Below are 12,464 nucleotides of genomic sequence, written 5' to 3' on the forward strand. Positions count from 1 at the left end.
CAACGGCCGTCAGGTGGCCTTGAAGTCGTCGGGTGACACCGAATCCAGGAACTCCTTGAACTTCTCCACCTCGTCCTCGCGGACGGCGCCGGTGCCCTCTTCGTCGTCCTCGTCGGGGATCAGCAGGCCGGCCTCGGCCAGCACCGCCTCCTCGACGTAGATCGGCACGCCGACGCGAAGCGCGATCGCCACCGAGTCCGACGGCCGCGCCGAGACCGTGATGTCGCGGTCGAAGACGAGGTCGGCGTAGAACGTCCCCTCCTGGAGGTCGACGATCCGCACCTCCTTGAGCGAATGCCCCAGCGCGGTGATCAGATCGCGGATCAGATCGTGGGTCAGCGGCCGCGCGGGTTCCACGCCCTGCTGTTCCAGCGCGATGGCCGTGGCCTCGGTCTGACCGATCCAGATCGGTAGATAACGGTCGCCATTCGACTCGCGCAGCAACAGGACCGGTTGGTTCTGCGGCTGTTCGATGCGAATGCCGACTACGCGAACCTCGCCCATCTGTGCCTGCCCTCCGCACCCTCAGATCGTCGATCCGAGTCTAGTCCTCAGCGATCCAGAACGTCGCGCACGGCGGACTTGATCAGCGAGGTGTGCAACGTGATCGCCAGAGCAGCCACCTCACGCGCCAGATCGTCCGCCCGGTCTCGTGCACCCTCCCGGCGGGCCTTGTCCACCGGTCCCGCAATCTGTGCGATCAGGTCCGACTGCCGGTCGGCCGCCGACCGGAACGCGCGCAGGTGCCGCGGCTCCACGCCGTACTCGGCGAGCGCCTTGGCGCACTGGGCCGTCACGACCGCGTACTCGTCGAAGAACCCCGCCGCACCCGGCTTGATGACGCCTGCCTTCACCAGCGACCCGAGCAGGGCTTCGTCGACGCCGGACCGCGCGAGCAGGTCCTCGCGGCTGAGTCGGGCGGGCGTGCGCGCGACCGACGCCGCGTCGGCGCCCACCCCGTCGGCGCCGGCGTCCGACACGGGAACCAGGCGGGGCGCGGCGTAAGCCGAACCCACCGTGGGCAGTTCGCCGTCGGGTTGCTCGTCGAGTTGCGCCTTGATGACCTTCAGCGGCAGATAGTGATCGCGCTGAGCGGTCAGCACGAAGCGCAGCCGTGCGCAGTCATAGGCGGTGAAGCGCCGATACCCCGACGGAGTGCGTTCCGGCGTGACCAACCCTTCGGCCTCCAAGAACCGGATCTTGGAGATGGTCACGTCCGGGAAGTCGGGTCGCAGCAGGTCGAGGACCGCCCCGATCGACATCCCGGCGAACGCAGGGGTGTCGGGGGCGGTCACTAGCCGCTCGAGCTGCCGTCGTCGCTCTTGGGCCCGGTCAAGAAGACCAACCGGAACTTGCCGATCTGCACCTCGTCGCCGTTGGAGAGCACCGCCGAGTCGACGGGCTCGCGGTTGACGTAGGTGCCGTTGAGGCTGCCGACGTCGACGACCTGGAACTCGCCGGACTCGAGACGGAACTCGGCGTGCCTACGGCTCACCGTCACGTCGTCGAGGAAGATGTCGCTGTCGGGATGCCTGCCCGCCGACGTGGTCGCCTGGTCGAGCAGGAATCGCGATCCCGCATTCGGGCCGCGCTTGACGACCAGCAACGCCGAGCCCGTCGGCAACCCCTCGACCCCAGAGACCGAACCCTCGGTGCCCGACGAGGCCGGGGCGTCCAACTCGTTGAGGAAGTCGGCCCGGAAGACCGAGGTCGTCTCGACCGTCATTTCCTCGTTGGAGTCGGCTCCCGAACTGGTGCTGTTATCCGTCACGCGCTGCTCCTAACTGGCTGCTGTGGCGATGTCTGCCTGGCCACCCCGTACTGCGGGCGACCGTAATGGGACGTACTCGACCGTACCGTGAGGCGTAACCCGGTGGGTCCACCACCGCCGGAATTCCTCATTCGTCGAGAGTGGCACGGTACCCGTCGGCGTCGAGCAAAGCCGACATGGCCTCCTCGATGGCGTCCGGGTCGACCTGCAGGTCGATGAGCCAACCGCCGCCGTACGGGTCGGAATTGACCAGTTCCGGCGAGTCGGCCAGATCCTCGTTCACCGCAACCACTTTGGCGGTGATGGGCGCATAGAGCTCCGATTGCGACTTGGTCGACTCGACGTTGCCGAACTCGTTGCCCGCCGTGACCTCGTCGCCGACAGCGGGAAGGTCGACGAACACCACGTCGCCCAGCGCGGACTGCGCGTAGTCGGTGATGCCCACCCGTACGGTGTCGTCCCCGGTGAGCCGGACCCACTCGTGGTCGGAGGTGTAGGACAGGTCGGACGGGGTCTCGCTCACGGCGCTCCTTGTTCTCGTCGCTCGGTGTCACCGGCGAGGCCGTCGGGCCTCACTTGACCGGCTGAGCGTATTGGCGGGGTTTCGGTTGCCGCAAGGCGGTCACGTCGACCGTGTCGGTCTGCTGCACGGTCATTGTGCCGCCGACCCGTTCGACGCTGTCCATCGCCCCGCCGGGGATGTTCATCGCGGCCGCCAGCGTGGCCGGATCGCCAATGGCGAGAACCGTATACGGCGGATTGATCGTGATGCCGTCGACCACCAGCGCGCCCGGCACGCCGACCACCCAGGTGTCCACGCCCACCCTGATCCGCGTACCCGCGGGCGTGCTGATCTCCATCGCCTCGGCACCCGCGGCGCGCAGCTCGTTGACGACGTCGAGCATCGTCTCCGGCGACACCCCCGGCGCGTCGTCCTCGATGGTCAGGATCACGCCCGGCCCGGTGGCGGCGACGGTACCGATCAGGATCGACAACGCGGCCAGGCGGTCGCGGGCGTTGGCGATCGCGGCGGCGTCGTCGCTGCCGGAGGTCTCCAGCGCCGTCAGCGTGCGCTGCAGATCGGCGACCTCGGTGTTGAGTGCGGCCTCGCGCTGCTGCAGCGAGTCCAGCAGCACCAGCAGATCGGCGGGCCTGGCGTTCTCCAGCGAGTCACCCGAGTCGGTCTGGTGGGCCTGCGTGGCGATGGCGATGCCGAGCAGCAGGCACAGCAGCACCGCCAGCGTCCCGAACAGGAGTTGCGACCTCCCCCGCCGGACCACGCCTGCCACACCCGCTGACTGCAGGTCCCCGATCGGCCGGGACGCGTGGTGCGGCGGGAGCTCGTGGCGACCGTGGTGCTCGCCGTGTCGACTCCCCGAGTCGCTGCGCTCCTGCCCGCCGTGTCGACTCCCCGAGTCGCTGCGCTCCTGCCCGCCGGTCTCGCTCACGTCACGCCCCGAACAACCTGCGCCGCAGCGCGGCGGCGTTGCCGAAGATCCGGATGCCGAGTACGACGATGATCGCCGTCGACAGCTGCGTGCCCACTCCGAGCTGGTCGCCGACGAACACGATGATCGCCGCGACCAGGACGTTGAACACGAACGAGATCACGAACACCTTCGAGTCGAAGATGCGCTCCAGGTACGCGCGCAGGCCGCCGAACACCGCGTCGAGGGCCGCGACCACCGCGATCGGCAGGTAGGGCTGGATGACGTCGGGCACGCTCGGGTGGAACACCAGCCCGAGCACGATCCCGACGACGAGTGCGGCGATTCCGATCATTCGACTCCGATCACTGGCCCACCGGTTTGGCGAAGCCGAGGTCGCGCACGGCGCCTGGCTCGACCGTCAGGTCGTCGGCGGCGCTCACGTTGACGCCGACCCCGTAGGACGCCTCCAGCAGCCGCAGGCGCTGCAGGCCGGGGCTGCGGTCGAAGACGTCCTGCATTGCATTCGGCGGCCCGATGGCGTCGACCTCGTACGGGCTGCTGATCGGCTGATTGTCGACGAGGATGCCGCCGCCCGCCTGCCGAATCGTCACGTTCGGCCCGATCCGGATCCCGCCGACCGCGATCGCCTCCGCGCCGCTGGCCCACAGCGAGTTCACCACCAGCTGCAGGTCCCGGTCGAGGATCGCCTGCCTGCCGCCCGGGATGCGCTGCTTGGACACGTCGGAGAGGTCGAGCGAGGTGCCCGGTTCGGTGGCGGTGACGGTGAGCCCCGGCCCGTGTACGGGCGTGGCCGCGGCCGCGAACTCGGCGTCGTCGAGGCGGTCGAGCAGCACCCGGCCCTCTTCGTCACCCTCGAGGCGGGTGCGCCGTTCGTCCTCGACCCGGGCGGCCAGCGACGAGCGCTGGGCGGCGACGGCGTTCGTCGACTCCTGGGCGGTCCGCACGCCGTCGGCCAGCACGTGCTGCGTCTCGCGGGTCGCCGGAGCCACCGCCCTGGCCTGTGCCGCGGCGGTCGCGAGCACGGCGGCGACCGCCAACCCGGCGGTGAGCTGCCAGGCCCACTCGACGCCGCGGCGCCGAGGGCGGCCGCCCGACTTCTCGGCTGCGGCGGCATAACCCGGGTCGAGATGGTCGGAGAGCAGTGAGCGCAGCAGTGACGGCACCGGGAGCAGCGTGGGGGCGTCGGCCTCGTGGGCATTGCGGCCGGCGTCGCGACTGAAGCCGCCGAGCGCACGCTCGTCGCCGGACATCAGGTCAGGCTTTCCCCGGCACCGAACGGCGCGGCAGCCGGCGCATCACCATGCCGACCTGGATCAGGTACAGCACCCCCGACCACAGGTACAGCGCCAGCCCCCAGATCACGAACGCCCATCCAATGGCCAGCACTACGCGACTCCACAGCGCGTCCCACTGGCCGAGCAGTATCAGCGGGAAGCCGGACATCAGCGCGAACGTGGCGGCCTTGCCCAGGTAGGTCACCGGCAGCGCGGTCAGCCCGCGGGTGCGCAGCATCGGCAGCGTCGTGGCCAACACGGCGTCTCGACCGATCAGCACCAGCACCAGCCACCACGGGACGATGTGCGCCGCCGCGAAGGCCACCGGCACGGCGAACATGTAGATCCGGTCGACCGCCGGGTCGAGGAGTTCCCCGAGCCGCGAGGACTGGTTGTCGTAGAGCCGCGCGATCTTGCCATCGGCCCAGTCGGAGGCGCCGCTGAACATCAGCACCGCCACCGCGGGCCCGTACGAGTGCGCGACCAGCAGCAGGTACAGGAAGACCGGGACGAGGATCAGGCGCACGACGCTGAGCACGTTCGGGATCGTCAGGATGCGATCGCCTATCTTCGCGCTCCTGCCCGCGGCGTTCGATCCCCCGGTCGCTTCGCTCCTGCCCGCCGGACCCATGGTCATGAACCTAGCGGAACACTCCCGGCAGGCTCAGCGCTGACATCGAGTCGTCCGCCAACGGGTTGTCGTGAATCATGTACGTCCACGTCGACGTAGGCCGCGCCAGCTTCGACAGGTCCAGACCGGGCTCGTCCTCGGTGACGTTGGCGGTCTCGAACGTCTGCTGAGCGGCCTCGATCGCGTCGGCGGCCAGCGAGCCGAACGCATCGACGGCCAGGCGGTGGAACTCGTCGAGCGGGTTCTGCCGACCGAGCGCGCGAAGGTGGATGCTCTCCCGGACGTCGGACAGGTAGGCCTGATGATCAGCCCAGCCGCGGTCGAGGTGGTAGAGCATGATGAGCCGGCAGATGCGCTCCAGCCGCTCCTCGCCGATCTCCTCCAACAGCAGTTCGTAGCGCTTCGGCGAACGCTCCGCGAGTTCCTGACGCGCGGTGTCGGTGCGCAGCAGCTTCTCCCGGCGCTCCGAGATGATTGACCGCTGCTGGGCCACCAGCTGGTTGTAGCGCCAGGTGTTGGCGTGCACGTCGAGCAGCTTGCCCTCGGCGACGCGCTGGGCGTGACCGAGCAGCTGGGCCGCCTTCTCGTGCACGATCCGGCCGTCTTCGTCGGTCTGCATCGGCAGCTTTTGCTGCTCGAGATTGGCGACGACGACGTCGTCCTCCCAGCTGGCGAAGAACACCGACGAGCCGGGGTCGCCTTGGCGCCCGGCGCGGCCGCGCAACTGGTTGTCCAGCCGCTCGGTGTGGTGGCGTCCGGTGCCGATGACGTGCAGGCCGCCAAGTTCGGCCACCTCGTCGTGGCCGGATTCGTCGGATCCGCCCAGCCGGATGTCGGTGCCGCGGCCCGCCATCTGCGTCGAGACCGTGACCTTGCCGAGCGTGCCCGCCTCGGCGATGACGGCGGCTTCCTCGGCGTCGTTCTTGGCGTTGAGCACCACGGCCGGGATGCCGCGCTTGACCAGACGCTCGTGCAGTTCCTCGGACTCGGCGACGTCGCGGGTGCCGACAAGCACGGGCTGACCGGTCTCGTGCACGGTCGCGATGTGCTCGGCCACCGCGGCGTTGCGGGCCGCCGCGGTGATGTACACCCGGTCGTCGTCGTCCTCGCGGATGTTGGGCGTGTTCGGCGGGATCGGGGACACGCCGAGCTTGTAGAACTGGCGCAGCTGCTCGCCGGCCGCCAGCGCGGTGCCCGTCATGCCGCACACCCGCGGGTACCGGTTGATCAGCGCCTGCACGGTGATGGTGTCGAGCACCTCGCCGGTCTCGGTGGGCTCGATGCCTTCCTTGGCCTCGACCGCCGCCTGCAGTCCGTCGGGCCACCGCTGCAGCGCGGCGATGCGGCCGCGGGAGGCGTTGATCAGCTGCACCCGGTCGTCGCGCACGATGTAGTGCACGTCGCGCTGCAGCAGGACGTGGGCGTGCAGCGCCACGTTCACCTCGGTCAGCGTCGTGCTGACGTGCTCCTCGGAGTAGAGGTCGATGCCGCCGAGCGCCTTCTCCAGCTTGCGGGCGCCCTCGTCGGTGAGGTGCACGTTGCGGCGGTCGGCGTCGGAGTCGTAGTCCTTGCCGGAGACGAGTTCCCCGACCAGCCGGATGACCTCGAGCCGCGGCGTCTCCCGGTGCGTGGTGCCCGCCAGCACCAGCGGAACCAGTGCCTCGTCGACGAGCACGGAGTCGGCCTCGTCGATCAGCGCCACGTCGGGGTGCGGGGACACCAGGTCGGCGACGTCGGTGACCAGCTGATCGCGCAGCACGTCGAAGCCGATCTCGTTGACCGATGCGTAGGTCACGTCGCACCCGTAGGCGGTGCGCCGCTCCTCCGGAGTGGACTCGGCGGTGATCCACCCGACGGTCAGCCCCATCGCCTCGAGTAGCGGGCCCATCCACTCGGCGTCGCGTCGAGCGAGATAGTCGTTGACCGAGATGACGTGCACGCTGCGGCCCGCGATGGCGTATCCGGCCGCCGCGATCGCCCCGGCGAGGGTCTTGCCCTCACCCGTCGCCATCTCGACCACGTCGCCGGCCAGCATGCGCAGCGCTCCGAGCAGCTGGACGTCGAACGGGCGCAGGGTGGTCGCCCGCTCCGACGCCTCGCGGGCGATGGCGAGGAACTGCGGGATGTCGGACGACTCGGCCAGGTCGCCGAGTTCGAGGAGCTTGGCGGCCTTGCGGAGCTGTTCGTCGTCGAGTGCCGCGGCCTTGTCGTCGAAGTCCAGCGACTTCGTGACCAACTCCATGGAAACGGCTTGGTCCTTGTCGGTGCTTGCGCCGAGCATCTTCCAGAAGCGGTTGCTCAGGCGGCCCGACGAACGGGTCTTGGGCGATGTCTTGCCGGCAGTCTTGGCCACGTGCTTCAAAATACGCGGCGCGAGGGGCCGGTCCTCACCGACGCGTCGTGAACTCGATCGCCAGCCAGTCGCCGACGGGGCGGAAGCCGATCCGTCGGTAGATCGCGTTCGACACCGGGTTGGCGAGGTCGGTGAACAGCACGACGTCTCCGGCGCCTCCCGCCAGGGCGATCGAGGCGGCCGCCGCCGTCACCGCAGAGCCGTAGCCGTGCCCCCGGTCCGCGTCGGGCGTGTACACCGGGCCGATGCGTGCGACGCCGACCACCGTGGGCCGCAGCATCGCCATGCTGACCGGCCGGTCGTCGCGCAGCCAGAGCACGAAGCGCGCGCCCGCCCGCGTCTGCGTCGTGACGAAGGCCCGGTGGTCGGCGATCGGCCGCGGCGCGACGCCGAACGCCTCGACGAAGAAGCGACCCGACCACTCGGCGAGCAGGTCGGTGTCCGAGGTCCGGTGGGTCCGGTGCTCCCCCGTCACCGTCGGCGCCTCGAGCCGGTCGAGCGCGTGCAGGCGCTCCTCGGTTCGCCCGTCGACCGCGGCCCCGGTGCGCTGCGTCCACGCCGCGGCGAACCGGGTGGCCACCTCGAGTGGGCCGCGCGTGGCCGTCAGCCGCGGGGTCCGGTCGGCCAGCGCGTCGACCGCGGGTGCCACGGCGCCGTTCGGCAGTCCCCCGCAGGCGAGCGGATACGGCGGCGTCTGGACGGCGGCACCGACCACGCGCCCGGCGTCCCACGCGGTCAGCAGCACCGCGGCGGCCGGCAGCGCGGGCGCGGCGAGCCCGGCGAGCTCGACGGTGAAGCCGATCGGGTCGCGGCGGTAGACCGGCCCGGCCAGCGAGCGGAATTCCTCGGCCGAGTCGTGTGTCCGCACCTGCACGGGTTCAGCTTGGCGGGTCCGGCCCGGCCCGTCGACCGGTCACGGCCGTTGGCAACCCTTTCCGGGGCCGACTTACCTCGTGCCGTGATCCGAATTCGGCGGCATCTCGACCGCCACTGCCAGTTGAACCCTCGGCACGGCTCCCGCCGGAATGTGCGGGTACCTTGCCCTGCATGGAGATGTTCACCCCGTCGCTGGACTGGGGCAATGAGCTGTGGACGTCGCTGATCTGGATCGCCCGAGCATGGGCGATCGCTGCGGCGTGCACGATGGCGATCCTTTTCCTGATCGGCCGCTACACGACCTGGGGGCGGCAGTTCTGGCGGATCACCGGCGACTACTTCAAGGGCCCCGACAGCGTCAGGGTGTGGCTGTGGCTCGCGGCGCTGTTGCTGTCGGTGATCGCAGGCGTTCGGTTCACCGTGTTGTTCAGCTATCAGGGCAACGACATGATGACCAGCTTCCAGGTGGTCGCCGCCGGACTGGGTGACGGTGACGACGCCGTCCGGAACTCCGGCAAGGACGGGTTCTGGATGTCGATGGGCGTGTTCGCGGTGCTGGCCGTGATCCACATCTCCCGAATCATGCTGGACCTGTTCATGACTCAACGGTTCATGCTGGCGTGGCGGGCCTGGCTCACCGACCGCCTGACCGGCGACTGGCTGGACGGCAAGGCCTACTACCGCGGGCGGTTCATCGACGACACGATCGACAACCCGGACCAGCGCATCCAGGCCGACATCGACATCTTCACCGCGGGCGTCGGGCCGTTGCCGAACACGCCGAACAACACCTCGGCGGCGACGCTGCTCTTCGGCGCGATCAACGCGATCGCGTCGATGATCTCGTTCACCGCGATCCTGTGGAACCTGTCGGGCACGCTGACCGTCCCGATCATCGGCACCGAGTTGCCCAAGGCGATGTTCTGCATCCTGCTGCTGTACGTCTTGGTCGCCACGATCTTCGCGTTCTGGATCGGGCGTCCGATCATCTGGCTGTCGTTCGACAACGAGAAGTTCAACGCCGCGTTCCGCTACGCGCTGGTGCGGCTGCGCGACGCGTCGGAGGCCGTGGCGTTCTACCGCGGCGAGATCGCCGAGCGCACCGGGTTGCGGCAGCGCTTCTCGCCGATCGTGTCCAACTACAAGCGCTACATAAACCGGATGATCGGCTTCTACGGCTGGAACCTGTCGATGGACCAGGCGATCGTGCTGCTGCCCTATGCGCTGCAGTTCCCACGGTTCTTCTCCGGCGAGATCGTGCTCGGGCAGATGACGCAGTCGGCGTCGGCGTTCGGCAGCATCCAGGACGGATTGTCGTTCTTCCGCAACAGCTACGACCAGTTCGCCGGCTACCGCGCGGCGATCATCCGCCTGCACGGCCTGGTCATCGCCAACGAGGAGGCGCGTGCGCTACCCGAGCTGCAGATGGAGGGCTGCGGCGACGGGACGGTTCAGCTCGACGACGTGGAGGTGCGCACCCCCGACGGCAGGCAGCTGGTCAAGCCACTCGACCTGCACCTCGACCCGGGCGACACGCTGGTGGTGACGGGCCCCTCGGGCGCAGGCAAGACCACGCTGCTGCGCAGCCTCGCGCAATTATGGCCGTACGCCAGCGGCAGGATGAAGTGCCCCGACGAGGAGAACTCGACGATGTTCCTGTCGCAGTTGCCCTACGTGCCGCTGGGCGATCTGCGGGCCGTCGTGTCCTACCCGTGCAAGGAGGGCGAACTCACCGACGACGAGCTGCACGCGGTGTTGGCCAAGGTCGCCCTGCCGCATCTGAGCGACCGCCTCGACGAGGTGCTCGACTGGGCCAAGGTGCTCTCACCGGGCGAGCAGCAGCGGATCGCCTTCGCGCGCATCCTGCTGACCAAGCCCAAGGCGGTCTTCCTCGACGAGTCGACGTCCGCGTTGGACGAGGGGCTGGAGATGACGCTGTACCAGCTGGTGCGCAGCGAGTTGCCGCACACGATCATGGTCAGCGTCAGCCACCGCAGCACCGTCGAGCAGCACCACGATCTGCAGCTGCACCTCGTCGGCAACGGCGAGTGGCTGCTGGGTGACGTGGTGACGCCGACCCCTGCGGGCGCAAGCTAGGAACGGTGCCCCGCGGCGTGGGTGCCGGCGCGCCTGCCGAAGAACGAGCCCTCGCCGAGCTGGGTGCCGCTGGCGTATCCCTTGCCGTCGTGTGCGATGTTCGAGGCGCAGGCGCCTGCGGCGTAGAGGCCGGGAACGATTGATCCGTCGGCCCGTTGGACCTCGCCGTCGATGCTGACGGTGAGCCCGCCCATCGTGAAGCCCGAGTACATCGCGACGCCCAGGGAGAGGTCGAACGCCGCCCACGGTCCGTGATCCTGGGCTGCCACGTAGTCCGGATGCTTGTGGAAGTCCGGGTCCTCGCCCTTGGCGGCGTGCTCGTTGTAGCGCTCGAGGGTGGCGGCCAGCTTGCCCTCGGGGATCCCGAGCGCGGCCTCCATCTCCGCGACGGTCTCCCAGCCGTCGATGAACTTGATCAGCGGCATCTCCGGCATCTGCATGTGCGCCTCGTCGACGATCAGGTAGGCCTGCTGGTCGGGCTGTTCGAGGACGAACGCCGACGTGCGCGAGTGGTACGAGTCCTCGGCGACGAACCGCTGGCCCTGGTTGTTGACGATGACGCCGGTGAGCAGGATCTCGGGCGGGTACGCGGCGGCCGTGATGAACAGCCCGTCGAGGTTCTTCACCTCACCGCCTGCCGACATGCCGAGCCGGATGCCCAGCCCGTCGTCGTGCGGGTTGCCCAGGATGTAGGGCTCGACGTCGCCGTGGTGCTTGGTCTTTCGCTTCTGGGCCAGCGCAGGCGTGTGCTTGGCCACCATGTCGGGGTTCATCGCGAACCCGCCTGCCGCGATGACGACGGCCTTGGCGCGGATCGAGCCGGTGACGCCGAAGTTCTTCCACCGCACGCCGGTGACGGCGCCGTCGTCGTCGGTGATCAGGTTGGTCACGCCGGTCTCGTAGCGAATCGACACGCCGAGTTCGGCGGCGCGCTTGAGCAGTAGCTGGATGACCATGTCGGCTCCGCCCAGTTCACCGGGGACGGGCACGGAGTGGCCGCGCGGAGCGGGCTTGGCCTGTTCGGAGAACGGCCACACCTTCTCGTTGCCGGTGTAGGACAGGCCTTCGGTGCCGGGCGGCACCACGACCTTGCCCTTCCAGTAGCTGCGCTCGAACTGGAACCCGAGCGATTCCAGCCAGTCGAAGTGCTCGACGCTCTGCTCGCAGTAGGCGCGGATCTTGTCGAGGTCGGGGTCCTCGGACACCGCGACGAGGTAGTCGTACATCGCCTCGGCGGTGTCCTCGTGGCCCGTGGCCTGCTGCACTGCGGTGCCGCCGCCGAGGTAGAAGTGGCCACCCGCCATCGAGGTGGTGCCGCCCGCGGCGGCGGCCTTCTCGAGCACCAGCACCTTGGCACCGGCGGCCGCGGCGCTGACGGCGGCGCAGCCACCCGCGATGCCGAATCCGACGACGATGACGTCGAATTCGTCGTCGTCCCAGTCCGTCACGTCGGACGCGGCGACGGTCTGTGGGATGTCTGTCATGGTTGCTCCTCGGGCGAGCGCTCGGTGGTCATGTCTGTTGCCGCTTGACGTGGTCGAAGAACGCCTGGATGTCGGGCGGGACGTACGCGATCTCCAGGTAGGGCACGCCTGCCTGCGGTGCGGACAGGTAGGCGAAGTGCATGCCGCCGGGCATCACACCGCGTCCGACGACCTCGACGCCGTCGGCACCCGAGGCCTCGGACACCATCGCGTCGAAGGCGTCGACGTCGGGTGCGGTCGTGCACACGTGGTGCAGCCCGGGGCCGGACGCGTCGAGGAACTCGGAGTACGGCCCGACTCCGGAGATCGGCTCGATGAGTTCGAGCTGGGTGTCTCCGGAGTAGGAGAACGACACGTGCGCGGTGAAGTCGGCGGGCTGACCGCGGTAGGTGCACGTGTCGGGCGGGAAGTGAACGTCGGGCATGCGCACCCAAGTGGTGGCGCCGAGCACGGCGGTCAGGGCCGTCTCGGTCGCCGCCAGGTCACGCGTCACCCAGGCGATCTGGACAGGTGTCTGGGCAAGCATC

At 69.2% G+C, this 12,464-nt stretch carries 13 protein-coding genes; 1 reads left to right on the forward strand and 12 read right to left on the reverse strand.

The window, feature by feature from the left end; genetic code table 11:
• Window positions 1-9: 9 nt before the first annotated feature.
• The 10 genes from G6N61_RS04530 to G6N61_RS04575 form a co-directional block, all read right to left on the reverse strand.
• Window positions 10-504 (reverse strand): bifunctional nuclease family protein, encoded by a 495-nt coding sequence (locus G6N61_RS04530; RefSeq protein WP_163917454.1) that lies wholly within the window; start codon window positions 502-504, stop codon window positions 10-12.
• Window positions 505-551: 47 nt separating this feature from the next.
• Window positions 552-1,295, reverse strand: coding sequence for a transcriptional regulator FtsR (gene ftsR / locus G6N61_RS04535; RefSeq protein WP_163917455.1), 744 nt, complete (start codon window positions 1,293-1,295; stop codon window positions 552-554).
• Entirely contained in the window at window positions 1,295-1,726 is a 432-nt protein-coding gene (garA, locus tag G6N61_RS04540) for a glycogen accumulation regulator GarA (RefSeq protein ID WP_163924595.1), read from the reverse strand. The genes ftsR and garA overlap by 1 nt, the downstream gene beginning before the upstream one ends.
• Window positions 1,727-1,898: 172 nt before the next feature.
• Window positions 1,899-2,294, reverse strand: coding sequence for a glycine cleavage system protein GcvH (gene gcvH, locus G6N61_RS04545; protein WP_163917456.1), 396 nt, complete (start codon window positions 2,292-2,294; stop codon window positions 1,899-1,901).
• Window positions 2,295-2,343: 49 nt separating this feature from the next.
• Window positions 2,344-3,084, reverse strand: a complete 741-nt coding sequence (locus tag G6N61_RS04550) for a DUF881 domain-containing protein (RefSeq protein ID WP_235887577.1) — start codon at window positions 3,082-3,084, stop codon at window positions 2,344-2,346.
• 136 nt (window positions 3,085-3,220) lie between these two features.
• Window positions 3,221-3,553, reverse strand: a complete 333-nt coding sequence (locus G6N61_RS04555; protein ID WP_163917458.1) for a small basic family protein — start codon at window positions 3,551-3,553, stop codon at window positions 3,221-3,223.
• Between the two features lie 10 nt (window positions 3,554-3,563).
• Window positions 3,564-4,472 carry a DUF881 domain-containing protein gene (locus G6N61_RS04560; RefSeq protein WP_163917459.1) on the reverse strand — a complete coding sequence of 303 codons (909 nt, stop codon included), beginning with the start codon at window positions 4,470-4,472 and terminating at the stop codon, window positions 3,564-3,566.
• Window positions 4,473-4,476: 4 nt separating this feature from the next.
• On the reverse strand, window positions 4,477-5,133 hold the full coding sequence (locus tag G6N61_RS04565) for a CDP-alcohol phosphatidyltransferase family protein (protein ID WP_163917460.1): 657 nt from the start codon (window positions 5,131-5,133) through the stop codon (window positions 4,477-4,479).
• A gap of 4 nt (window positions 5,134-5,137) precedes the next feature.
• Window positions 5,138-7,480, reverse strand: coding sequence for an accessory Sec system translocase SecA2 (gene secA2 / locus G6N61_RS04570; protein ID WP_163917461.1), 2,343 nt, complete (start codon window positions 7,478-7,480; stop codon window positions 5,138-5,140).
• Window positions 7,481-7,514: 34 nt separating this feature from the next.
• Complete coding sequence (locus G6N61_RS04575; protein WP_163917462.1) at window positions 7,515-8,354, reverse strand: GNAT family N-acetyltransferase; 840 nt, start codon at window positions 8,352-8,354, stop codon at window positions 7,515-7,517.
• Between the two features lie 173 nt (window positions 8,355-8,527).
• Here G6N61_RS04575 and G6N61_RS04580 point away from each other — a divergent pair, with 173 nt between their 5' ends.
• Entirely contained in the window at window positions 8,528-10,453 is a 1,926-nt protein-coding gene (locus G6N61_RS04580; protein ID WP_163917463.1) for an ABC transporter ATP-binding protein/permease, read from the forward strand.
• Here G6N61_RS04580 and G6N61_RS04585 read toward each other — a convergent pair.
• The gene (locus G6N61_RS04585) at window positions 10,450-11,937 is read right to left on the reverse strand and encodes an FAD-binding protein (protein ID WP_163917464.1); all 1,488 of its coding nucleotides are present in this window, start codon (window positions 11,935-11,937) and stop codon (window positions 10,450-10,452) included. The two genes, G6N61_RS04580 and G6N61_RS04585, sit on opposite strands and share 4 nt — an antisense overlap.
• A 28-nt stretch (window positions 11,938-11,965) precedes the next feature.
• Entirely contained in the window at window positions 11,966-12,463 is a 498-nt protein-coding gene (locus tag G6N61_RS04590; protein ID WP_163917465.1) for a VOC family protein, read from the reverse strand.
• Window position 12,464: the final 1 nt, after the last annotated feature.

The sequence above is a fragment of the Mycolicibacterium arabiense genome (assembly GCF_010731815.2).
Taxonomy (GTDB): domain Bacteria; phylum Actinomycetota; class Actinomycetes; order Mycobacteriales; family Mycobacteriaceae; genus Mycobacterium; species Mycobacterium arabiense.